Origin of the sequence: Flavobacterium gelatinilyticum (genome assembly GCF_027111295.1) — a bacterium.
Classification (GTDB): Bacteria; Bacteroidota; Bacteroidia; order Flavobacteriales; family Flavobacteriaceae; genus Flavobacterium; species Flavobacterium gelatinilyticum.
Genome location: NZ_CP114287.1, coordinates 5,694,501 through 5,717,885 on the forward strand (window position 1 = coordinate 5,694,501; position 23,385 = coordinate 5,717,885).

The 23,385-nt window shown below is 35.8% G+C and carries 19 protein-coding genes and 1 riboswitch; of the genes, 10 read left to right on the forward strand and 9 right to left on the reverse strand.

Annotation, left to right across the window (positions count from 1 at the left end; all coding sequences use genetic code 11):
* Nucleotides 1-67: 67 nt before the first annotated feature.
* From OZP11_RS24365 to OZP11_RS24380, 4 genes are all read right to left on the reverse strand, one after another.
* A complete protein-coding gene (locus OZP11_RS24365) occupies nucleotides 68-319 on the reverse strand; it encodes a hypothetical protein (RefSeq protein ID WP_281233088.1) in 252 nt (83 codons plus the stop codon).
* A gap of 201 nt (nucleotides 320-520) precedes the next feature.
* A complete protein-coding gene (locus OZP11_RS24370; protein ID WP_281233089.1) occupies nucleotides 521-1,633 on the reverse strand; it encodes a PepSY-associated TM helix domain-containing protein in 1,113 nt (370 codons plus the stop codon).
* Nucleotides 1,634-1,679: 46 nt separating this feature from the next.
* Complete coding sequence (locus OZP11_RS24375; RefSeq protein ID WP_281233090.1) at nucleotides 1,680-4,124, reverse strand: TonB-dependent receptor; 2,445 nt, start codon at nucleotides 4,122-4,124, stop codon at nucleotides 1,680-1,682.
* Between the two features lie 420 nt (nucleotides 4,125-4,544).
* Nucleotides 4,545-5,408, reverse strand: coding sequence for a DMT family transporter (locus OZP11_RS24380; protein ID WP_281233091.1), 864 nt, complete (start codon nucleotides 5,406-5,408; stop codon nucleotides 4,545-4,547).
* 693 nt (nucleotides 5,409-6,101) lie between these two features.
* Here OZP11_RS24380 and OZP11_RS24385 point away from each other — a divergent pair.
* The 4 genes from OZP11_RS24385 (at nucleotide 6,102) to OZP11_RS24400 (ending at nucleotide 11,187) form a co-directional block, all read left to right on the forward strand.
* Nucleotides 6,102-8,336, forward strand: a complete 2,235-nt coding sequence (locus tag OZP11_RS24385) for a DUF6055 domain-containing protein (RefSeq protein WP_281233092.1) — start codon at nucleotides 6,102-6,104, stop codon at nucleotides 8,334-8,336.
* Nucleotides 8,337-8,782: 446 nt separating this feature from the next.
* Nucleotides 8,783-9,274: a GNAT family N-acetyltransferase gene (locus OZP11_RS24390; RefSeq protein WP_281233093.1), complete on the forward strand. Its 492-nt coding sequence runs from the start codon at nucleotides 8,783-8,785 to the stop codon at nucleotides 9,272-9,274.
* A gap of 2 nt (nucleotides 9,275-9,276) precedes the next feature.
* Entirely contained in the window at nucleotides 9,277-9,762 is a 486-nt protein-coding gene (locus OZP11_RS24395) for a MarR family winged helix-turn-helix transcriptional regulator (RefSeq protein ID WP_281233094.1), read from the forward strand.
* 453 nt (nucleotides 9,763-10,215) lie between these two features.
* On the forward strand, nucleotides 10,216-11,187 hold the full coding sequence (locus OZP11_RS24400; protein WP_281233095.1) for a hydrogen peroxide-inducible genes activator: 972 nt from the start codon (nucleotides 10,216-10,218) through the stop codon (nucleotides 11,185-11,187).
* A gap of 41 nt (nucleotides 11,188-11,228) precedes the next feature.
* On the opposite strand, the gene OZP11_RS24405 is transcribed toward OZP11_RS24400, so the two are convergent.
* The gene (locus OZP11_RS24405; protein ID WP_281233096.1) at nucleotides 11,229-11,645 is read right to left on the reverse strand and encodes an OsmC family protein; all 417 of its coding nucleotides are present in this window, start codon (nucleotides 11,643-11,645) and stop codon (nucleotides 11,229-11,231) included.
* Nucleotides 11,646-12,015: 370 nt separating this feature from the next.
* Here OZP11_RS24405 and OZP11_RS24410 point away from each other — a divergent pair, with 370 nt between their 5' ends.
* Nucleotides 12,016-14,478 (forward strand): LGFP repeat-containing protein, encoded by a 2,463-nt coding sequence (locus OZP11_RS24410; protein ID WP_281233097.1) that lies wholly within the window; start codon nucleotides 12,016-12,018, stop codon nucleotides 14,476-14,478.
* Nucleotides 14,479-14,645: 167 nt separating this feature from the next.
* Nucleotides 14,646-15,104 carry an RNA methyltransferase gene (locus tag OZP11_RS24415; protein WP_281233098.1) on the forward strand — a complete coding sequence of 153 codons (459 nt, stop codon included), beginning with the start codon at nucleotides 14,646-14,648 and terminating at the stop codon, nucleotides 15,102-15,104.
* A gap of 231 nt (nucleotides 15,105-15,335) precedes the next feature.
* Here the strand turns inward: OZP11_RS24415 and OZP11_RS24420 are convergent, their stop codons facing one another.
* The 4 genes from OZP11_RS24420 to OZP11_RS24435 all read right to left on the reverse strand — a co-directional run bounded on the left by OZP11_RS24420 (nucleotide 15,336) and on the right by OZP11_RS24435 (nucleotide 17,762).
* Nucleotides 15,336-15,962, reverse strand: a complete 627-nt coding sequence (locus OZP11_RS24420) for a hypothetical protein (RefSeq protein ID WP_281233099.1) — start codon at nucleotides 15,960-15,962, stop codon at nucleotides 15,336-15,338.
* 160 nt (nucleotides 15,963-16,122) lie between these two features.
* Entirely contained in the window at nucleotides 16,123-16,728 is a 606-nt protein-coding gene (locus tag OZP11_RS24425) for a dual OB domain-containing protein (RefSeq protein WP_281233100.1), read from the reverse strand.
* Between the two features lie 3 nt (nucleotides 16,729-16,731).
* A complete protein-coding gene (locus tag OZP11_RS24430; RefSeq protein WP_281233101.1) occupies nucleotides 16,732-17,211 on the reverse strand; it encodes a DUF488 domain-containing protein in 480 nt (159 codons plus the stop codon).
* Nucleotides 17,212-17,216: 5 nt separating this feature from the next.
* The gene (locus OZP11_RS24435) at nucleotides 17,217-17,762 is read right to left on the reverse strand and encodes a DUF488 domain-containing protein (RefSeq protein WP_281233102.1); all 546 of its coding nucleotides are present in this window, start codon (nucleotides 17,760-17,762) and stop codon (nucleotides 17,217-17,219) included.
* A gap of 489 nt (nucleotides 17,763-18,251) precedes the next feature.
* Between OZP11_RS24435 and OZP11_RS24440 the strand changes: the two genes are divergently transcribed.
* From OZP11_RS24440 to OZP11_RS24455, 4 genes are all read left to right on the forward strand, one after another.
* Nucleotides 18,252-19,334 (forward strand): NAD(P)H-dependent flavin oxidoreductase, encoded by a 1,083-nt coding sequence (locus OZP11_RS24440; protein ID WP_281233103.1) that lies wholly within the window; start codon nucleotides 18,252-18,254, stop codon nucleotides 19,332-19,334.
* 5 nt (nucleotides 19,335-19,339) lie between these two features.
* Nucleotides 19,340-19,858, forward strand: a complete 519-nt coding sequence (locus OZP11_RS24445) for a hypothetical protein (RefSeq protein WP_281233104.1) — start codon at nucleotides 19,340-19,342, stop codon at nucleotides 19,856-19,858.
* Nucleotides 19,859-20,085: 227 nt separating this feature from the next.
* A riboswitch (SAM riboswitch) is annotated at nucleotides 20,086-20,186 on the forward strand.
* A gap of 241 nt (nucleotides 20,187-20,427) precedes the next feature.
* Nucleotides 20,428-21,417 (forward strand): TlpA disulfide reductase family protein, encoded by a 990-nt coding sequence (locus OZP11_RS24450; protein WP_281233105.1) that lies wholly within the window; start codon nucleotides 20,428-20,430, stop codon nucleotides 21,415-21,417.
* A 41-nt stretch (nucleotides 21,418-21,458) separates the two neighbouring features.
* The gene (locus OZP11_RS24455) at nucleotides 21,459-22,937 is read left to right on the forward strand and encodes an aminotransferase class V-fold PLP-dependent enzyme (protein ID WP_281233106.1); all 1,479 of its coding nucleotides are present in this window, start codon (nucleotides 21,459-21,461) and stop codon (nucleotides 22,935-22,937) included.
* Nucleotides 22,938-23,385: the final 448 nt, after the last annotated feature.

A 23,385-nucleotide genomic window follows, 5' to 3' on the forward strand; every position in this document is an offset into this window, starting at 1 on the left:
TTCAATTAAAATCAAAAGGTCAGTTTCTGCAGAAACTGACCTTTTGTCTTATCTTTTTAGACTTTTTTTATTTAGAAGAATGATCGTCTATAATATTCTGAACACTGCGAATAAAAGTTTCTGTGTCTTTAAGTTCTTGTGTAATATAAATATCGTAATCTGTTAATTTAAATTGTTCAAGCATGTCTTTCTTTAGGTATTTAATCATAGATTCCAGACTGCGCGTATCATTTTTTTCATGCTGTCTTTTTAATTCGCGCTGTTTGCTCTCCAGATAGGCTAAAGTTTTTCTTAATCTTTGAATGTTAATTTTATCCACGATTGAATTTTTTAAATTAATAATGGAATACGTTCACAGGACAAAATCAATCCATTTTTAGACGTATTGCTCTCCACACATACGATTAAATTGATAATTCAGTTTTGAAAATTTAATTTAGAATATCAAAAATGTTTTGTTATTATAGTTTTGTGTTTTTTAATGATCTGAAAATCTTGTATTTAATAACCGGAAAAAATATTACTTTTTTTTCGTTTTTTTTCTTCCCAGCCAGATTATTAATCCGGTAACCGGCAGTGTAACGGCAAAAAGACAAACCAAAAATGCCAGTATTTTTGTGGGATATCCGTAAATACTTCCGGTATGAATTGGGTAAATCAAACGCCTTATTTTGTCGCCGTTACTAAAAGATTCATAAGGTTTAGTTTTTACAATTTCGCCTGTATATTTATCAAAATACGCCATGCTCGAAATATTCGGGATCGATTTTTCGATATTTAGTTTAATCACCATGACACTGTTAATAGTGTCAGACGGCATTCGGATCTGCGTATCGCCTTTGAATTTGTAAATGCTGTCGGTTTTAGAAAATATCTTTTGATAAAAAAAAGTCTTGTCTCCCTTTGGATCTGTTTTTGTTGGATTTTCAACTTTAGCAGATGGCTTTTTGGCAGTTCCGTCGGCCAGTAAATAAATTCCGCTTTCAAACCATTTGTACGACCAGGTTAAACCCGTAAGCGAAATAACCAGCAGAACCAGAAATGTATAAAAACCAAAAGTAGAGTGAAAGTCCCAGTTAACCCTTTTAAACGAAGCATCCCATTTTACCGTTAACCTTTGTTTTAAGTTTTTCATTTTCTTAGGCCACCATAAAACAATTCCCGATAAGAGCATAAAAACAAAAATAAGACAACTGATTCCCGTAACTGCTTTCCCAAATTTACCTAAAATCAAATGACGGTGTAAATCGAGAACAACCGAGAAAAAACGTCCTTTTTGAGGGATCGATGCTAAAACTTTTCCAGTATACGGATCAACAGAAAAAATCTGGTCCTTTTTATTATCATCCGGTCCGGTAACAATCAAACTTCTTTCCGGATCATAAAAAGTATGAATACGATCAATCTCCGTAATATGATATTGTTTTTCAATATCAGCAATTATAACATCAACCGGCAGTTTTTCTTTGCCAACAGCTGCTACTTTGTAAAACTCAGGATTAAAGAACTGATCCAGTTCATCTTCAAAAACGAGAATGCTTCCCGTAAGTGCGACTATAAACACAATCAGCCCGGAGATAAGTCCGAGCCAAAGGTGAAGAAAGCCAATATTTTTCTTAAGTGTTTTGTTCATTTTTCTGTTTTTCCCCAAAATATTTTTCAAATATAAACAAAGCTTCTTAAAATGAATATCCTAAAGTTAACAGCCAGTTTGAAGGCGCACCAGGGAATAAACGAATATAATCGTATCCGCCCACCCAGTAGGTTTTGTTCAGGATATTGTTGGCATTCAGCTGAATTTTAAACTTATTAATGTTGTAATACAAAGCCGCATTAAACAACGTATAACCCGGAAGTGTCTGTTCGTTTGTCTGGCTCATGGTACGTGTTGTGGCAAAGTTTGAACCCGCAGCAATTCCGAAATCTTTTAAAGCACCGTCCAGAAAGTTATAGCGCGTCCAGATATTACCGGATTGTTTCGGTGTATTTGGTTTTTGTCTTCCAATTTCCTCCGGAATAGAACTTTCTGTAATATGCACGTCGTTATAAGTATACGCTGCCGAAATACTCCAGTTACGCGTAATATTTCCGTTTAAGTCAATCTCGATACCTTTAGATTCCTCTTTTCCAATAGGGCGCATCAAATCCGGATTGGCTGTATCATTTGCATTGTATAAGGTGTTTTTCTGCTCAATTTTAAACAAAGCAACCGTTACGAAAAGTTTGTCCTTAAACCATGACGATTTTCCTCCAAATTCGACCATATTGCTTTCTAACGGATCAAATGGTCCTCCCGCATTTGGATTTGCCAGAGTCGAAGCCGTCTGTGGATTGTATCCCTGAACATACGTTCCGTACACATTGATATTTGGATTAACCGTATAGGTTAAACCCACTCGAGGTAAAAACGAATGCTGTTTTACTTTCTCTTCAGTCGCTTTTTTATAGTTTGCTTTATCGGTATATTCATCGTAACGAACACCAATTAAAGCCTGTAAACGTCCAAAAGTAATATGATCCTGAACGTAAACGCCGTATAACGAATAATAAGTTGGGTCAACCGGACGCGCCACATAGAAATACTTGCTCATATCCTTTAACTGCTGTGATGAAGACGGATTGCTCAAATCAAAATGCGCTACGTTTGGAACCGGATTTCCTTTGGCATCCAGTAAATAATTGGCTTTATTGGCAGGATTGTAAGAAGCAATAAAACCTGTATTGGCTGCATTTCTGTAACCACTTGCCGTTAATTGCGAACCACCCACAGGAACCTGTTCCTGAGCATAATCAAAACCGGCAATTAAATTATGTTTTAAAGCACCTGTTTTGGCTTCATACTTAAAGAAAGTAGAAAGATTGTCGATGTAGCGTTTGCGTTTACGCATAAAAACCTGCATTTCAATTGCTGTCGGGATCAGACTTCCGTCTCCTGCCGATGCGTATTTGTTAGCACCGCGGTGCTCTACAAGATCCTCGTTGTACCCCGTACGAATATAAGAAGCAGAAAAAGACAAACGATCTGTAAATTTATGGTTTAATGAAGTGGTTACGATATACGTTTCCTCATTTAGATAATCATTTGTAGAGTTTAATGAATTCGATGTTTTAGTTGAGTATAAATTATCCTCATAAGTCGATTGTCCGCGGTCCAGGATACTTTTAGAACCGCTGTAAATCAAATCAAAGTTTACGCTTGTTTTATCACTTGGAAGAAACGAAAGCGAAGGCGCAATCACGATATTTTTATCAAACTGCAGATCCCTGAAAGAATTCGCATTTTCGTAACCCAGATTCAAACGATACAAAAGTGATTTATCCTCTGTCAGAGGTCCGGTAAAATCGGCTAAAGCACGTAAAGTATTAAAACTTCCGGTAGAAAAACTTACACTGTTTGCGGCCTGATCCAATGGTTTTTTGGTAACACGGTTTAAAACCCCTCCAGGAGAAGCATTCCCGAATAAAGCCGAAGAAGGTCCTTTTAAAACCTCTACACGCTCTAAATAATTCGCAAGAGGTTGTTTCCAGAATCCGGTAGAAGTTCGCATACCGTTAAGTAACTGCGTATTGCTTCCTCCGTTAATTCTAAACCCTCTAATCGTAATATCATCATAAAAACTAAACTGGCTCACCCCGCTGAAGTTTTTTACCACTTCGCCTACGCGAATGGAACCCTGATCTGCAATAAGCTCTTTTGTAGCATATGAAACCGCTTGCGGAAGATCTTTTAAAGCAATTTCTGTTTTTGCTCCAATAAAAGATTTCGTATTTCGGTATGATTTTTCTTTTCTTCCTGTAATCTCTACAGTCTGTAAAGTATTCATGTTTTCCTGTAAAACAATCGTTAACTCAAGATTTTGATCCTCTTGCAGATAAACGTTTTTTTCCTGAACAGTAAATCCCATTGCCGAAAAATAAACCGTATAATTTCCTGCTGTAAGACCCGTAATTTCAAAATTTCCTTTATCATCAGAAATCGTGCTTTTTTTAGGACTTTTAATGGATATAGAAGCATAAGAAACAGCTTCGTTTGTTTCGGAAACTAACTTTCCGGTAATTTTTGCATTTTGCGCCTGGCTGAAGTTAAAAAAAGCCAGCAGCAAAAATAAATAAGTGAACTTCATGGTGGTTATTTAAATTTTAGGTGTGCAAATCTAAAGTTATTTAGATTAAATACAAATAATTTAAAAACCTGCAATTGCTCCTGAAACACTCAAATTATTTTCAAATAGTAAGAAAATTATGAGCAGTAAAATTTTAGTGAAATATTGATTTAGAAGAAAAGAGAATTTTTAGAAAATATCTTTCCGTTAAATTTAATTATCTGTTTTATAGTGATTTATGATTTGTTTTGAAGGAGAATAAATTCTGGTTTCAATTTTTTAAAAGAAGAAAAACGGAATCAGAACCAATAAAAAAATGAAGCCGAAAACTGATCCTGAAAAGTACTAATCACTTACCTCAAAGTAAGTGTTTTTTTAGGTGTATTTTGAAAAAGTAAGATAAAAGCCTCTTATAAAAACATAAGAGGCTTTAGAGAATTTCTATTTTCTAATCGAAATTATGGTCTGTGATATGACAGAAGCAATTACAAACATCAATCCGATGTAAAATGACAAGTTTACTTCTTTACTTTCGTTAAAAAACAAAAAGGCCATAATGATGGCATAAACCGGTTCAAGATTAAAAGTCAGGTTTACTGTAAACGCCGGAATCTTCTTTAAAACTTCGGCAAAAATAACATACAGTCCCACTGTACAAAACGAAGCCAGAAGAATAAGATAGAAAATATCTCTCCCGCCGGGAATAATACTTTCAGCCGGAAAAATAAAAAGATAAAACGGCATTAAAAGTCCTAAACCAATCGTACCGCCAATCATTTGATAATAATTGATAACCCTGCTGTCGTAAACCACAACCAGTTTTTCGTTGTAAATAGTATAAAGCGCAGCAAAAGCCGAAGAAATAACCCCCAGAATAATCCCCAGCTGATAAGAAGAATCAAAATGAAAAATAAGGGCAATTCCCGCCAGAGTAAACATACTGAGAACTAATTCGGTTACATTGAACCTTTGTCCGTTAATGATAGGAGAGAACAGCGCCGTAAACAAACTCGTAAGGCAGTAGCACACTACACCAACCGAAATATTCGAATATTTAATACTCGCATAAAAAAAGATCCAGTGAATGGTGATTAACAAACCAACATTAGAAATAGTGAATTTTTCTTTGAGATTTGTAAGCGTCGGGACTTTAAATAATTTTAAAATAAGAAATAATACCAGGGCAGAAAAAAATACGCGGTACCAGACCAAAAGCCCTTCATTTAAAGAAATAAGTTTCCCAAAAACACCCGTAAAACCTGCCAGTATTACGGCAATATGCAGTAAGATATATGATTTTTTCATAAGATTATCCAATGCCTTTCGGCACGATTTTTAATTAATAAGAAGGATTGACTTTAAGCCACAGAAAAATAAGCCGAAACATTTCGGCAGAAACTTAAAGTTTAATTAGTAATTAAAAATCAAGGAGGAGGAAGACAACCTTTTAGGCTCATGTTTTTTTCGATTTGCTCAAAAATATTTAAAACGAATTAAACTCACAAAGTTTCTAAGGCGTTTTTGCACTTTTTACACTGAAATAAGAGAGAACTCTATACTTTTCTGACAAGGTTTTCAATGTTCTGCTGCGTACATACAGTCATGAATTCACGAATTATTATAATTTAAAAAAAAATCGTGAATTCGCGGCTGTTCATCATCCCGAAAATCAAACTTTAAAAATTAATTCATGAATTCGCATCAAAAAAATGGCAAAGAACAGATTCATGTATCCTTACAAGTGTGTTTTAAACGTTTATAAAATGCTAAAAACGCATTTCGTCGATTATTTTTGTATTTTATCGATGTTTTAATGATTGTAATTAAAAATTAATACATATATTCGCTAAAAATTAAGTTCATTGTTGTAAGAATAAAGTGCAGGGGAAAGGATTCAGAAAAATTAAAAATCCTTGAATGAAGTCGGATATTTTAAAATAAAGTTAGAATCAGGTTTTATAATTATAGATACGATTAATCCCCCAAATCATTTAATATATGAAAACACTTTTACTACAAACCGTCCTTTTACTTTGCAGTTGTTTTGCAATAGGACAAAAAACGCTCTTTATACCTACAGAATGGAGCAACCCCAACAACGAATTCTACGGCAAAATCTCCGATTCCAGAAGATACGAATCGACCAACTTTGTACTCTACTGGGGCGATAAAGTAGGAACCAATCCGGCGGCGTACTCAGATGCCGCGCTGCGTTTTACCCCTAGATCTGTTGCAGATACTTTAGAACACAGTTTTAAACGTTTTGTAACCGACTTAAAATTCGTAAGCAATGCGCCGACAACAAACGTTGGAAAGTACAAAATCATCATCATGGTCATGAATACCTGGACTTCAACCGATACCAGATTGCAGGCTTTTGCGCACGCAAGTTCCTTTAGTAATACAATCGGTGCGATGTTTGTTCATCCCGAAGCTACACGCGACGGAGGTGCTTTATCGCATGAATTTGCCCATACATTGCAAATGATGATGCGTATTCAGGAAAATCCGGGTAACGGAACCGCATTTGCAGGATACGACTGGGCAGGACCGTTTTTTGAAGGCCACGCCAATTTTATGCGCGCACAAGCCTACGCAAAATGGGCCGATATCGACGGAACTTTAACGAGATGGATTCAGACCCGACATTTTATGTGGTCATCCAACCGTCATCATTATACCAACTTCCATTTGATGTATTATGTACAGGAAAAAGACGGATTCGATTTTACACGCAGAATGTGGGCGGAATCTAAAAATCAGGAACACCCGCTGGAAACGATTAAAAGACTGAAAGGTTTTACACAAGACCAGCTCAACGATTATTTGTGGGGTTATGCACAAAGACAGCCTGCTTTTGATTACCCGATTCAGTGGACATCTCAGATTAACAATACGAGCAATTTTGGTAAAAAAATCAGAGAAGTACACAAACAAATCGAAACCAGAATGCCTCGTTATACCAGCAGACAATACACTCTTTTAACGAAAGTAACCGGTACAACAGACCAATATTATACCAACAATGACTGGGCACCGCAGGATTACGGAATGAATATAATTCCGTTATATCCAACTTGTTCCGGAACTCAGAAAAAAGTAACCATTAAATTTAAAGGTCATACCGAAGTAAATCCAAATCAGGCCGGATGGCGATATGGTTTTGTAACCACTAAAAGCGACGGAACAATTTCGCGTTACAGCCCAATGTACAAAACAGATGGCGAAGCTTCGTTTACTTTAGATTCTTCAACAGAAGCCAGCATTTATCTGGTAGTTTTTGCAGCCCCAAAAGCGCATGTAAATTACAATATGGATGAAGGATATCCAAAACAAAGAAGATATCCGTATGAATTAAAAATTGCGAACGCTAATCCTGAAGGTTTTCAGCCTGCAGCAGATTTTAGAAAATTCCTTAAAACCAACGGTCGTATTCATGCAAACGGAGGCGGATGGGTTTCAAACAGTGCAAACGTGGCATCATCTGTGTATGTAGGACCGTATGCTATTGTAAGAAGCGGTACAATTTCCGGTAACGCCCGTATCGACGGAACGGCTTTAGTAGAAGGAGGAAACATTAGCGGGAATGCCATAGTAAGAGACAATGCCTGCGTGTACAATGCGACTTTATCAGGAAGTGCAATTGTAGAAGGCAACGGCTGGATGGAAGGCGGTTCTGTAACCAGCTCGGCTAATATTAAAGGAAATGCAATGCTGTTTGCAGGGAATTTTGGAAACAGCGTTGTAGTAGGAGGAGATGCCGAAATTGGAAGCTGCTCAACAAACGGAGTTTACCTGCAATTCCCATACTGGAGAAACGGCAGAACCGAATGTGACGGAAAAGGAGCAGGCGATGCTTCAAACATTGATATCAATACCACATTTACGAACTTCTCAGCAGCACAAATGGCATTTAGCGTTACGCCAAGCTGTACAAATGCTACGCTGGGTACAAGCAAATCGATTCTGGATTCAGAAGATTACAGTTTAAGTATTTTCCCGAATCCGGCTGCCGGAAACTTAACGATTTCGTTCGTGCAGAATCAGCCGGAAAAAGTAACCATTACGGTATTCGACACCAACGGACGTACACTTGATGTTATTACAAATCAAACCTACGAAACCGGCCGAATCGATATTCCGTACAACTGCAGTAAACTGATTCCGGGTGTGTATTTAGTCCGCATTCAGTCAGGAAACACAGTAACCAACAAGTCGTTTATTAAACAATAATAGTTTTTAGTTCATTTTTTTTGCCCTGTCGAAAGGTTAGGTTCGGCAGGGTTTTTTGTTTTTGCAGCTAAAGCACAAAGATTCTTTTTTTTGTCTTAAAAGGTTTCACGCAGATTACAAGGATTTGGGCAGATCATGCGGATCTAAGTAACAGGACAAAAAATAATCTCGCAAAGAAGCGAAAGCGCAAAGCTTTAACGCATAGAAACATAGGTTTACTTTACGTAAAAGGCATTTCATTAGTGTGAACAAACATAGCTATGTTTGAAAACTAGTTTTTTCTTTACTCTTTTTTAGTTAGCAAAGTCTATGTTCCTATGTGTTAAAATTAATCTGCATGATCTGCTCAAATCTGTAAAATCTGCGTGAAAAGAAATTTGTGCGGTCAAAAAAACTTGCATTTATGTATTTAACTACGTAGTTTTGTGAAACAAAAAAAACAAAATATGAAACCTGTAATAAAACCTATAGCAAACGAATACGAAAACGAAGCGGCTAATTTGATAATCAACATCCAGCAGAACGAATTCAACGTGCCGATAACCCTGAAAGACCAGCCGGATTTATTCGATATTCAAAACTTTTATTATGCCGGAGGAGGCGGTTTCTGGGGCGCTTTTATAAATGATGAACTAGTTGGAACCATTGCTTTGGTAAAATTTGAAGACCATAAAGCCGCCATTCGCAAAATGTTTGTAAAGAAAGAATTTAGAGGAAAAGAACTTTCAATCGCACAAAAATTACTGGAGACTTTAATCGAATACAGCCGTAAAAACCAAATTGACGATATCTATTTAGGAACCGTTTTAATATTAGAAGCAGCATTGCGTTTTTATGAGAAAAACAATTTTGTGAGAGTTGAGAAAGAAGCACTGCCAAAAGACTTCCCGTTAATGGCACCTGATCATGTTTTTTGTCATTTGAACTTAAAGAAATAAAGATGAATATAATCGATGAGTCAGGAATATTGGCAGTTTCTACGCGATTGCAGCGATTAAGCGAGCAATTACGAAAAGACGGAACATTGGTTTATAAATCATTTGGAATCGATTTTGAACCCAAATGGTTTCCGGTAATTTACACGCTTCATCATAAAGAAACTTTAAGCGTAGTCGAAATCGCCAATGAAATAGGTTATACACATCCGTCGACAATAAGTCTGCTTAAAGAACTCGAAAAGCAAAAACTCATTCGCTCAAAAAAAGACAAAATAGACGAGCGTAAAAGACTGCTTCAGCTCACGCCAAAAGGACAGGAATTAATTTTGGAAATGAAACCCGTTTGGGAAATCATGAAAAGTGCCTTAACAGAAATCACAGACAATCAAAACAATTTACTTAAAGCTATTGAAGAAGCCGAAAGTAAAATCCTGCATCAAAGTTTTTTACAGAGAGTTTTGCAATTGAAGAGTGAAGCGGAAAAATAAAAAATAGATAGTATAAAAATTCAAGAAAAATCATAGAAAGAATTGAATGTTATTCTAACTAAGATAAATTCTTTTATCTTAAAAAAGGAAAAACAAAAAGCGATCTGATTAAGATCGCTTTTTTTTATTACAACTGTTTAATTTGTAAATGATATTCAGGAATGATAAACCCAACATGCTCCAAAAACTACTCCATTTGAATTTACCCCATTCCTAAACTTCATTTTATATATGTACGATAAACTTTACTTTATAGTTTTGAAAAATGGAAAAAAAAATCAAAATATTTTTATTTTACAAAACTGACTTCAAAACGAACCTGACAAAGTGCAGCGCAAACGAAACCGCAGTCAAGTCATTCATGAAATTAACTCCGAAAAAAGTTTAAGAAAAAACAAGAATAAAAAAACGCAGTATCTTAGTACCTTAGCAACTCAGTAACTTGAAAAAAAAATGACCATCCAGCAGTTAAAATACATTGTCGCTCTCGACGAAGAACGTCATTTTGCAAGAGCAGCCGAAGTTTGTATGGTAACACAGCCCGGACTTACGATACAGTTAAAAAATCTTGAAGAAGAAATTGGAATCAAGATTTTTGACCGAAACAAAGTACCGCTTACGCCTACAGTTTTAGGAATAGAAATTATTGCTAAAGCCAGAAAGATTCTTCGCGAAGCAGATGAAATCCGTGACTTTGTAGTGAACCAGAAAAATCTGCTGGAAGGAGAGCTGAAACTTGGAATTATCTCGACTTTATCGCCCTATCTCATTCCGCTTTTTATTCAGGCTATGAAAGAAGCCGCTCCAAAAGTACATTTCATTATCAAAGAATCCAATACCGGACAATTGATGAAGGATCTCGAAACCGGAGCAATTGACGCTGCCATTATGGCAACACCCACCGGAAACTCCAATTTAATCGAACATCCTATTTTTAAGGAACCTTTTGTAGCTTATTTAAATCAGACGCATCCTATGGCTGATGACGAATTTTACGAAATGCAGCCCGGTGATAAAACCGAATTATTGCTGCTTCATAACGAATTCTGTTACAATGCACAGCTGCTCGACATCTGCGGACTAAAAACATCCGACAAAATAAAAGAACAATTTACCTACGATATCAGTTCTATAGAAACCTTGAAAAATCTCGTTCGCGCCCATTTAGGATTTGCAATTATACCGCAGCTTTCTATTTTAAACGAAGCTCCATCGGGACTTTTTAAACCCTTCAAAGAACCAATTCCGGTAAGAGAAATCAGCCTCGTAGTTTCAGATTCATTTTCGAAGAAATTACTTCTCGAAAAAATGAACGAAGCCATCTGGAACTGCCTTCCCGAATCCCTCAAAAAAGATTTCACATATAAAAAAATACGATGGAATGATTCACCGTATTTTATTGAGAAGGTCAGCAAGTATTCTTAAAATTCAATTTTTTAAATTTCAAGTCTGCGAAAAATTGTAATTTAATTAAGCGTTACAGATAATGTAATCTCGGTATTCAACAGCTTCGAAATAGGACAAATTTCTTTTGCTTTTTGAGCTGCTTTCTGAAAATCTTCTTCTGAGATTCCAGGTACTTTTCCGGTAAGTTCTAACTGAATTAAAGTGATGGTTCCGTCTTCAAAAGTTACTTTAGCTGTTGTATCTAAATCTTCGGGAACGAAACCCGCTTCAGACAATAAAAAGCTTAACTGCATTGTAAAACAACCAGAATGTGCCGCGGCAATTAATTCTTCAGGATTAGTCCCAACGCCTTGTTCAAAACGCGTTTTAAAAGATAATTGAGCGTTATCTAAAGTTGTGCTTTGTGTACTGATGGTTCCTTTTCCTTCCATTCCTGTACCTTTCCAGTTTGCGTTTGCTCTTCTTGTAAATTTCATGATTTCTATTTTTTAAGATTAATTTTTAGATGATCAAATCATTTCTTTGATTTTGATGAGACAAAGTTATGGTGAAGGTGTTTATTAATCAAATTAATAATTTTTAGTAGTTATTAAAAATATTTATAATCTCTGATTTATAAAAGCCTGATCAAACTTTCTTGAATTGGTATTTTTTGTTCAGATACTTTATAATAGAAAGAAGAAAGAAGAGTATTTCCAGATTATTTGGTTTCAAGTTAGAATTTGAAACAAAGTAAGATATTGATTATGGGGTGAATATGTTATATGAAGTTTAATTTTATCTGAAACAATTTTATAAAAGACAGAGAGAATAAATTTTCAATGCATAACCTAAACATTTTTATTTATGAAAAATACTTTTCTAATAGTTTCAGTTTGTTTGAGTACAGTTTTGTTCTCGTGCAAAAAAGATAAAAATACAGCGGACTTAATTACAGAAACCGAAAAGACGGATACCGTAAATTCTAAATTAATTGCCGATAACGGCTGGCCTCGTGAAGCAGAACATAATGGTGCAAAACTCGTTTATTATCAGCCTCAGATAGATGACTGGAAAGATTATAAAGAACTGACAGGCCGATTGGCTTTTTCGCTGACACCAAAAGACGGAAAACAGGTTTTGGGCGTGGCGTCTTTAAAAGCAGAAACTTTGGTAGATAAAGACAACCGAAGCGCTTTTATTAAAAAGATTGAGGTAACCGATGTGCGATTTCCTGCTCTGGACGAAAAGAAAGTGCCTGAAATGGAAAAGCTTTTTAAGGAAACACTGCCTCAAAGCGGTGATCCAATTTCGGTAGATCGTATTCTTGCCGATTTAAGCCAGACCAAAAGCCCGCCAAAAGGAATTACAGCCAAAAATGATCCTCCAGCCATTTTTTACAGCACCAATCCGGCAATTTTGCTTATCGTTCAGGGAGAACCTGTTTTGGTACCTGTAGAAAAAACAGATATACAATATGTCGTAAATACAAACTGGGATTTGTTTTTTGATAAAACAACAAACGATTATTACCTGCTGGCAGAGAATGTCTGGCTGACTTCAAAACAAGTAAACGGAAAATGGATCAAAACCGCCAAACTTCCTTCGGGAATAATTAACCTTCCTGCAGGTGAGAATTTTGATGAAGTCAAAAAAATGATTCCGCCTCCTTCAACAGGAAATGCTCCAGAAGTTTTCTACAGCAATAAACCAGCCGAATTAATCGCAGTAAACGGAAGTCCGAAATTCATTAAAATAGACGGCACCAAACTGATGTACATTGACAATACCGAAAATGATGTTTTTGCCAATGAAGCCGATGGTCAGTATTATGTACTATTATCCGGAAGATGGTTTAAATCGAAAGAATTAACCGGACCGTGGTCGTATGCCGGAAATAGCCTTCCTGCTGATTTTGCTAAAATTCCTAAAGATTCCCCGCGCGGAAATGTATTAGCATCTGTACCCGGAACACAAGAGGCTAATGATGCCGTAATGCTGTCGCAGGTTCCTACAACGGCTATTTTAAAGAAATCCGATGCCGAAGCAAAAGTAAAAGTGGCTTATGATGGCGGAACACCTCAGTTTAAACCAATCGAAGGCACAAAAATGCAATATGCAAGCAACACTCAGGAAAAGATCATTAAAGTAGGCGATTTGTATTATTTATGTTTTCAGGCCGTTTGGTTTATGTCGACAAGCCCTAACGGACCCTGGAAAACAGCCGATTCTGTTCCGAAAGAAATTTATACCATTCCGCCAAGTTCTCCCGTATACAATGTGACGTATGTAACACAAACCACAACCGATACTACTGTAGAAAGCAGTTCTACTGCCGGTTATTTGGGTGCTTTTATTATTGGCGCTACAGTAGGTGCTATCCTGACTTACGGTACAGGATGGTATTATCCGCCTTATGTGTATTATGGCGGAATGTATCCAATCTACCGTCCGTGGCCGTATGCGTATGGAGGTGGAGCAGTTTACAATCCGTGGACAGGCGGTTATGCAGCCGGAAGACGCGTTTACGGACCTTACGGCGCAGCAGGAACTTCGGCCTGGTACAATCCGGCAATAGGAAGATACGGGCGTTCTGCAAGTGTACAGGGATGGTACGGCGGGCGTACCGCAGCGAGTACTTATAATCCGTGGACAGGAAATTATGCGAGAACCAATCAGGGACATAATGCGTATGCACAATGGGGACATTCTGCTGCTACAAATGGGCATCAATGGGCAGAAACCGGACACATCACAACCCGACGCGGTACAGCAATTGGTTATGAAACCTCGGGCGGAAAAGAAGGTGTAATTACACATCATCGTGGCGGCGGAACGACAATTCATACCAACAACAACGTATACGCAGGTCATGACGGACATGTCTATAAAAGAGATGCTAACGGAAACTGGAGTCATTACAACAACGGAAACGGAGGCTGGACGCAGGCAGGAACTTTAGGTTCTGCTAAAAAATCCGGAGACGGCATTCAGAACAGAGCCAATCAGGGACTTGGTGCAAATGGAGCAGGAGAGAGGGTTCAGCGTGATAATCTGCCAAAAAACAATCAAAACCTGGGAGGCGAAACCCGATTAGGCGACAGAACTCAGGGAAATAATTTAAACAGACCGGAACAAACCCTCGGCCAGCCAAATAAACCTCTTGGAGAAGCCGGTCGTACAGATATTACAAACGATCTCAACCGCTCCGCTTTTTCAAGAGACCGCGGCGAAACACAAACCCGAAATTTTCAAAACTTCCAAAGAGACGGCAGCCGTTTAGGCGGCGGCAGTTTTAGAGGCGGCGGCGGATTTAGAGGCAGAAGATAAATAAAATTACAAGGTTAGTTATAATTGAAAAATCGGGGATGGCAGTAAGGGGCCGGACCTGATTTTTTTTGCTGATTAAGTTCTGATTCTCAATTTGAAAACTTCCCTGGCACTATCATTTAAACAAAAAATTGATTTATCTGTCTGTCTGTTGTATTTTTGCCTTTATGAATGACAACTTTATAAATGAATACTTTGGCATAGGGATCTACAATGGTAAAACACCTGAAAATTTAGGCGTTTTGTGGCGATCAGCTCAAAATTTAGGCGCAACCTATATATTTACGATAGGCAATAGATATGCTAAACAAGCCTGTGACACCCATAATGCCGTTAAAGCAATTCCGTATTTTCACTATGATACTTTCGAAGCTTTTTTCGAAAATCTGCCTAAAGGAGCGCGATTAGTTGGTGTTGAATTACATGATAAGGCTTTAGACTTAGAAACCTTCGAACACCCGCGACGCTGCGTTTATTTATTAGGGGCAGAAGACCACGGTCTACCTAAAAGAGCAATGGAAAAATGCCATCATTTAGTTAAATTCAAATCTGAAAAAAGCTTAAATGTCGCTGTAGCAGGAACAATTGTAATGTACGACAGAAACCTGCCTAAACCCCGATCTTAAAAAAAACTGCTGAAAATTATTTTTGATGGCGTAAAGTTTGAAAAAAAAGCTTTGCCACGCTACGTAAATGTCTGTGACTTTGAGCTTTTAACATAAATATTAAAAAGAAATAATGTGAGAAAGTCGGAGACTTTCGAGAGATTTTGTATTTATAAGAATTTAAAATACGCAAAGTCAGAGACGTTTGCATAGTGTCGCTTTAGAAAATCTTCTGGGGGTATACAGTTATTATTACTCTTTGGTGATATGAAATGTGGCTCTAGAAGAAACGTAGTTCGTTTCACTTAATGTAATTTTCAATTTACCGAATTTGTATGATGTTCCAACATTTACATCTTTAAAAATTTGATTGACCTTTTCGCCGGCATTTAATGTAAAGTTGCATAAGCCTTCTACAGAAATTTCATTCACACCAATCATTAAATTCTCAGCATCATTAATATATGTTTTTCCTTTGTATATTTCTGCATCTATAAAAGAAAGAGCTTTTTTCGAAATTATAACTTTTGGCTGATTAATTGGTCCTTTTTGCTTTAAAGAAAGACTATCTAATTTATTCTTTTGATTTGCAATTTCTTCATATCTAGTCTTATAAAAAAGTGCAGGATCTTTTGTAGTAAAGTTCCATTCTTCAAATTCCTTTAATATTATTTCGAGTTTGTCGTTTTCTTTTTCTAAGAATTCAATTCTTGCTTTATGCTGTTCACTTTCTGTTCTGGAAGATTCAACTTGAGCTTTGTAAAAGTCGATTTTTTGTTCTTCAAAAGTGAATTTATAAAATGCCCACGTTGCTCCAGCAACTAGAAATGTATAAAGAAGTACAGATTTTGTTTGATTATTCTCGAACCAATCCCCCATATTTTCTATATTATTGCAAATTGTTAATTTGTTTTTCTGACTATAAATTTCTCCAATCCACCTAAATCATATGAACTTTATCAAAAGAAAATTGAATTTACTTTTGTTTAGTGTAATAAAATAAACTTACTTAAAATTTGAGGAGTGAGAGAACTACTCATTAATACCATCCGGAAAGTTGTAAATAACATCGAGGCTCTGTATTTTGATCTTTGCTCCACCATTTTGCCAAAGATAATCTTATTAATGTGCCAGCAGGAATAGTATGAATCGCGGGTACTTCTCCTTTGTAGGGCATTTTTTTATTTCTTTTTAGAATATTATTATAATTGTAAGTATAACAAGGTTTTCCAAAATTTTCACTTAAGATTAGATCTTTGTCGGTTTGCCAAAAACCAACACTATTAATTGGGAGATCATTTGGATCATTTAAGAAACCACTCCCGTTATTCCATTTTAATTTTGAATCATAAACATCATTTAGATCGCCTTTCCAGATTCTGCAATTATCTATAATGTATTGATTAGGGTTTACTGTGTCAATGTGATTTTTTAAAATGACTTTAACATCTTCTATATGTGGAGGTGTTCCTGGAGTTGATTTATATTCAATATCCCAAATTTGACCAACTTTGAAAGGAGTATTAGATGGTTGATATCCTCCATTTAAATCCATTAAACGCAAATACTTATTTGTATCAATTTCAATTCCTCCAATACAAAAATATTCTCCCCATTTTGTTTTTGCCACTATCAGTACATTCATAAATTATAAATGATTAATAATTAAATTAAATACGTTCTTTATTTTTTCGGTAATTAAAGATCTATGACATGCCTTTGAGTTTTCTTCTACACAGAAAAAAACTATTTTTGAAGAATTGTGTTTTTGAAGATTATCTATGAAATATTGAAAGTCAAACTTATCTAGTATTAGATTTCGGTATGAATTTTTGAAAGAATTATCAAGTTCCTCACGACTTTGTTTTAGCTCATTTTTTTTTAGATCAGCTTTTTTCTGTAATTCTCGTACTTCATTCGATGGGGCTAAATCTAATTGATGAATATATTTTATATTTAATAAGGATAATTTTTGTTGTAATTTTTTACTATTAACGAATGAATATTTTGAACCTCTAACACCTCTTCTCTGTCTTACATCAATAAAAGTATCAATTTTATTATTAATAAGTTTTTTAAAGAAATCATCTTCAGTTGAATTGTAAACGCCAATAGTATAAACTTTCATAATGTTTAATATTTTTTTCTTGATGTTAAATTTTCATCCCCAAATAAATTAGTTAAATTTTTACCCTGTAAGAATTCGTTCATTACTTTTGCCTGATCTTTCATTACATTCGAATCAATAATATGATTAACAGAAATATTGTATTTTAGTAATTCTTGACCTATCAATTTACTTCTGTGACAAGTTTCAGGTTTAGCTTCACTACACATTAATGCTATTATCATTTTTTCATGATTTGCTTCTACAATTGTATTTATTCCTGTTTTGAAAAAATCTTTTTCTTTTACTTTTTCGTAATCTACTTTTCCTTTTACATAGCAACTAATATCATTAGGAAGTCCCCCTAGAAAATCGCCTGCATATATATATGTTACACCATTTTGCATAAGTTCCGCTTCTAATACCTCTTTGTTAAAATGGGGATTAAACTTAGAATATGGCTTCGATCTGACGTCAAATAAAAACTCTATTTTATAGGCGTGTAATTCTTCAATGAATTTTTCTAAAGTCTTGTTTCCATGTCCAATAGAATATATTGTACTCTGGTTCATATTTTTTTGATTAAATTGAGTATCACAAATATAAAAACCATTATTGTGATGTTCAGTTAAATTAATCTTTAATTTCAATTCATAATTGCTTACGTTTTTATTTAAAGAGCAAATGTTATTATTTAAAATGCAACTACATTATGGGAAACCGTAATTAACTAAAAAAATCCTAACAATTTTAATAATAATTCGAAACCAGAAAAAGAGTATTTCTACGGTATTTTCTCAAACCCCAATAAAAAAACAAAACCCCTTAAATCTTTTCCAAGACCTAAGAGTTTTTTTTAAATTTTAAAGCAAAAAGAATTTACTCAGGGTTTCGTTAGAGTTTTTAATAGCCCTATTATAAATTCCTTTGCGCTCTTTGCGGTAAAATAAAGTAAAATAAACGTGATCTTTTCGGTAAAATAGACATAAGCCTTGCGGTTAAATAAACATGAACGCTTAAAAATTTATAACTTTACAAAACTCTCTTCAAACAATTTTATAATGTGGTACAATACAAAAGCGACGGAAATATTAGGAATCGAATATCCAATCCTGCAAGGACCATTTGGCGGTAACTTATCGACGGTTGAACTAACCGCAGCGGTTTCGAATGCCGGCGGATTGGGCGGATACGGAGCCTATACCAACAGTCCGCAGGAGATTTACGAGATTGATAAGCAAATAAAAGCGGCAACCAATAAACCGTACAATATTAACCTTTGGGTTTCAGATCATGATATTCCGGAGTCGGGTTTAAGCGATGCGCAATTCGATAAAACCGCCGCTTTGTTTAAACCGTATTATGATGAGGTGGGAATTCCGTTACCCGAAAAACCGGCACCTTTTCAGTCCAGATTTGAGAACCAGTTAGACGTTATTTTAGACATTCGCCCAAAGGTTTTCAGTTTTATGTTTGGTGTGCCTCCAAATACTGTTCTGGAGCAATGCAGACAAAAGGGAATTGTAACAGTAGGAGCCGCGACGACTTTAGACGAAGCCCTGTTTCTGGACAGCAAAGGTGTCGATATGATTATCGCATCGGGTTTTGAAGCGGGCGGACACCGGCCTTCTTTTCTCGATAAATCGGAATCGTCTCTAACCGGAACTTTCGTATTAGTGCAGTTAATGCGTGAAAAAATTAAAACCCCAATTATCGCAGCAGGAGGCATAGCCGACGGAAGGGGAATTGCCGCTGCGCTGACATTAGGCGCAAGCGCCGCACAAGTAGGAACCGCTTTTTTAGCCTGCGATGAATCTGGTGCTTTGCCGGTTCACAAGGAAATGCTATTTTCTGATGCTTCAAAATACACCACTTTATCACGCGCTTTTACAGGAAGACTCGGCCGCGGATTAACTAGCCGTGTTGCTCAGGATATTACAGGAAAAGAATCCGGAATTTTGCCTTTTCCGCTGCAAACGACATTTATAGCCCCGCTGAGAAAAGCAGCGATCGAACAGCAAAAATGGGACATGATTTTATTTTGGGCAGGACAGATTTCACCCATTTTAAAACATACCAAAGCTTCGGTTTTAATGAATGCGCTGATAGAAGAAACGACGAATTATTTTGACGGATTGAAATAAATAATATGAAATTAAAAAAAAGCGTCAGAATAGAATCAGAAAAACATTCTGTTTTAAAAAACAGGTTCAGTGTAGATTTAGAAAAATATCTCAGGAAGAAACTGTATTTTTTGAAAAAGAAAAGCATCAGTTCAGACTATATTTTATTGATTCTTTCCTCTGAAAATAATCATTTTAAAGGGCAGTTAAGTAAATCAGAATATGAACTTCTTTTTGAAGTATTACAAAATCATACTTTTATCAAAAACAAAAATGCCGCGTATCCGGAATATTTTATTGTTATGGATAAGAAGAACTTTCAGGAAAACGAATCAATTCTTAGTTCATTATTCGGATTGTTTCAATTTTTAATGATTGCCGAATTAAAAAAGCAATTGACAAAAGAGGAGCTGATCAAAGAAATAAACAAATTCACGCTTTTGGATATTTTAAGTTTTAAAAGATGGTCAGCTTTTTCAAACGATATGCTTTTCTTCGATTCAAATCATGAAGCAGGACATATTACTTGTATGCCGATTCTCTGAAGCTTTTGGCAGAGATGTAAAAACTTCTTTCTGCAGCAAAACGTATGAATTTCTGTTGTAAAAGGAAGGGGTTTTAAAAATATTTCCAAAACATAATTGCTTTTAAATAAATACTTTGCGTTGTATTTGCGTGCTTTGTTGTAAATAAAAATCAAAAAAATATATTTAAACTTGACTAATTTTATAGAATTAATGTATATTTGCATTGCAGAAAAATTCTGTAATGATACTTATCCAGAAAGACTGAGGGAATGGGCCCGGTGAAGTCTTAGCAACCTGTTGCCGAATAAGGTGCTAAATCCTTCCGTTGTATGCGGACAGATAAGAAAAAAGATTGCTCGAATCTGGATTAGGTCATCAACGTTAAATTCTTAATGTATTACAATGAAAGCAGAATCAATTTTGTATGCCGGCTATGAACTCTTAAATTCAATTTTCGAAGAAAACAGTCTTGCCGTTTTCCGAATGTGAAGTTCGTAATACCTTTTAAATTTCTTTTAAATATCAGCTGCTGGTGGCTTTATAACATTGGCCTGAAATTCTTTTGTCTAATCTTAAAATAAAATACAATGAAAAAAATACTATTGGGTTTTGCCTTATTTGTTGGAGCTTTTCAAACTCAGGCGCAGGAAAATAATTTACAATTAAAAGGAACTGTTGTCGATACAATTGTACAGTACGTTTATCTGCAAAAGTTTCATAATAAAATGTTTACGACTATTGATTCGGTAAAAGTAAAAGACGGAAACTTTGCTTTTAAAACAAAAGTAAAAACGCCGGAATTATACGGATTAAGCGTAAATAAAGAAAGTTCGCCATTGTATATTTTCCTCGAAAAAGACCCAATTACGGTTAAGCTGAGTCCAAAGAAATATTACAGCACTTCGGTTGTAGAAGGTTCAGCTTCGCAGGATTTGTTTGAAACCTATAAGAAAACAAAAGATGCAGAAATCAGCAAATTCATTACAGAACATCCAAAATCTATTGTTTCGGCTTATGTATTGTACAGAAACTGGTCGTACAGGCTGTCTCCGGAACAGATTACACAGAATATTGCTTTGCTGGATAAAAGTCTTCAAAATGTTACTTACGTGAAAGAATTAAAAGAACTGGTTACCGTATTAGACGGATTGGCGGTAGGTAAAAAAGCCCCTGATTTTACAGCCAGCGATCCTGATGGAAAACCAGTTCGTTTTTATGAAAATTTAAAAGGCTATACTCTGGTTGATTTTTGGGCTTCGTGGTGCGGACCCTGCCGAAGAGAAAATCCAAACATTGTAGCGGCTTACAAGGAATTTCATGATAAAGGATTCAATATTGTAGCAGTTTCACTGGATAAAAAGAAAGAAAACTGGGTAAAGGGAATTAAGGATGATAACTTAACATGGACACATGTTTCTGATTTATTGTTCTGGAACAGTGCCGTTGCCAGATTATATGGTGTAAGAGCTATTCCGGGGAATTATTTAGTTGATTCAAAAGGAATAATCGTTGCGAAAAACCTGCAGGGAGAAGAATTGCAAGCGACATTAAAAACGCTTTTAGAAAATAAAATCTAAGATAGAAAATACAATTTAGTTAATTTAAAATGATAAAGGAAATGAATGCCATTGAACCAACAACAAAACCAACAGAGTCTGAATGTTACTTTTCTAAATTCAGGGAAAATACAGTAGGAACAGACCATACTTTCGAATCGGTTTACGGACAACAAAATCTGTTATATGCAGACTGGGTTGCCAGCGGAAGATTATACGCTCCGATTGAAGATATTATGCTCAATAAAATAGGTCCGATGATTGCCAATACCCATTCATTTTCCAGTCAGACAGGAAAGGCTTCGACTTACGCTTACCAGTATGCAAGAGAGATTATCAAAAAAGCGGTTAATGCAGATGAATCGGATGTTTTGGTTACGACCGGAACAGGAATGACGGCCGCTTTATCGAAATTACAGCGTATCATGGGGTTAAGAAAAACCTATGAAAATGAAAACGACAGACCGGTGGTTTTTATCACTCATATGGAACATCATTCCAATCAGGTTCCGTGGTACGAAACCAATGCCGATGTGGTGATTCTGCCTGCTGATGAAAACAATTTAGTCGATCCGAAAATCCTTTCTGAAGAAATAAAAAAATATGCCGGCAGAAGTCTGAAAATTGGTTCGTTTACGGCTTGTTCAAACGTTACCGGAATTATTACGCCTTATCACGATCTGGCAAAAATCATGCACCGGAACGGCGGTTATTGCTTTGTCGATTTTGCTGCTTCGGCACCGTATGTAAAAATCGACATGCATCCGGAAGACTCTGAACAACAGCTGGATGCTATTTTCTTTTCGCCGCATAAATTTCTGGGCGGACCGGGAACCTGTGGTATTTTGGTTTTTAATGAGAATTTGTACCAGGCTGACTTTCCGGATAATCCGGGCGGAGGCAATGTAAAATGGACAAATCCGCTTGGAAATTATTGTTACAGCGATGTAATAGAAGTTAGGGAAGACGGAGGTACTCCTGGTTTTCTGCAGGTAATGAGAGCAGCTTTGGCTTTAGAATTAAAAGAAAAAATGGGATTAGGAAACATTGCCAAAAGAGAGAAAGAACTTTTGGATCTGTGTTTTTCGAGGCTTCAAAAAATACAGGGCTTGTCTATTCTGGGCGATCTTAAAAGTCATAGAATAGGCTGTGTATCTTTTGTTATCGAAGATATTCATTACAATTTGATTGTAAGGCTTTTAAATGACCGTTTTGGAATTCAGGTTCGAGGCGGCTGGTCGTGTGCCAGTACGTATGCACATTATTTGTTTAATATTGACGAAAAACGTTCTAAAGCGATTACAAATGAATTACTGCAGAAAAACCAGACTAACAAACCGGGCTGGGTTCGTTTGTCGCTTCATCCGATAACCACAAACGAAGAACTCGAATTTATTTGCGATGCGATTCAGCAAGTGTCTTTAAACTATAAAAAATGGAGAAAAGATTACAGGTATAATGCAGCTGCAAATGAGTTTGAAAGTATTCATGTAAACGAAACAATCAAAGAAGATGTTCAGGATTGGTTTCAACTGGACTAACACATTTTTCTTATCACATTCTAACAGGTTTCTAAAACCTGTTAGGTATTTCGAGAATTATTTCCAGATAAATAATTATGTAAACACATAGAAACATAGATTTTCTGCCTTAAATGAGGAGCAGGAAAAAACTAGTTTTCACACACAGCTATGTTTGTTTAAAGAAATGAAATGCCTTTTTAAAGACAAAGTAAAGCCTATATTCCTATGTGTTTACATTTATAATTAGTCTTATTGATAAATATGGATTTATATTAAGTGTTAAACCCGACAGATTTTTAAAACCAGTCGCTAATTTAAACACATAGAAACATAGATTTTCTGCCTTAAATGAGGAGCGGGAAAAAACTAGTTTTCACACACAGCTATGTTTGTTTAAAGAAATGAAATGCCTTTTTATAGACAAAGTAAAGTCTATATTCCTATGTGTTTACATTTATAATTAATC

Bases quoted from the DNA above. Each gene is read 5' to 3' on its own strand.
- OZP11_RS24435 (WP_281233102.1), bottom strand. From the start codon at position 17,762: ATGAACCAGAGTACAATATATTCTATTGGACATGGAAACAAGACTTTA.
- OZP11_RS24415 (WP_281233098.1), top strand. From the start codon at position 14,646: ATGAATGACAACTTTATAAATGAATACTTTGGCATAGGGATCTACAAT.
- OZP11_RS24375 (WP_281233090.1), bottom strand. From the start codon at position 4,124: ATGAAGTTCACTTATTTATTTTTGCTGCTGGCTTTTTTTAACTTCAGC.
- OZP11_RS24395 (WP_281233094.1), top strand. From the start codon at position 9,277: ATGAATATAATCGATGAGTCAGGAATATTGGCAGTTTCTACGCGATTG.
- OZP11_RS24400 (WP_281233095.1), top strand. From the start codon at position 10,216: ATGACCATCCAGCAGTTAAAATACATTGTCGCTCTCGACGAAGAACGT.
- OZP11_RS24420 (WP_281233099.1), bottom strand. From the start codon at position 15,962: ATGGGGGATTGGTTCGAGAATAATCAAACAAAATCTGTACTTCTTTAT.
- OZP11_RS24430 (WP_281233101.1), bottom strand. From the start codon at position 17,211: ATGAAAGTTTATACTATTGGCGTTTACAATTCAACTGAAGATGATTTC.
- OZP11_RS24450 (WP_281233105.1), top strand. From the start codon at position 20,428: ATGAAAAAAATACTATTGGGTTTTGCCTTATTTGTTGGAGCTTTTCAA.
- OZP11_RS24425 (WP_281233100.1), bottom strand. From the start codon at position 16,728: ATGAATGTACTGATAGTGGCAAAAACAAAATGGGGAGAATATTTTTGT.
- OZP11_RS24390 (WP_281233093.1), top strand. From the start codon at position 8,783: ATGAAACCTGTAATAAAACCTATAGCAAACGAATACGAAAACGAAGCG.
- OZP11_RS24370 (WP_281233089.1), bottom strand. From the start codon at position 1,633: ATGAACAAAACACTTAAGAAAAATATTGGCTTTCTTCACCTTTGGCTC.
- OZP11_RS24445 (WP_281233104.1), top strand. From the start codon at position 19,340: ATGAAATTAAAAAAAAGCGTCAGAATAGAATCAGAAAAACATTCTGTT.
- OZP11_RS24440 (WP_281233103.1), top strand. From the start codon at position 18,252: ATGTGGTACAATACAAAAGCGACGGAAATATTAGGAATCGAATATCCA.
- OZP11_RS24385 (WP_281233092.1), top strand. From the start codon at position 6,102: ATGAAAACACTTTTACTACAAACCGTCCTTTTACTTTGCAGTTGTTTT.
- OZP11_RS24455 (WP_281233106.1), top strand. From the start codon at position 21,459: ATGAATGCCATTGAACCAACAACAAAACCAACAGAGTCTGAATGTTAC.
- OZP11_RS24405 (WP_281233096.1), bottom strand. From the start codon at position 11,645: ATGAAATTTACAAGAAGAGCAAACGCAAACTGGAAAGGTACAGGAATG.
- OZP11_RS24410 (WP_281233097.1), top strand. From the start codon at position 12,016: ATGAAAAATACTTTTCTAATAGTTTCAGTTTGTTTGAGTACAGTTTTG.
- OZP11_RS24380 (WP_281233091.1), bottom strand. From the start codon at position 5,408: ATGAAAAAATCATATATCTTACTGCATATTGCCGTAATACTGGCAGGT.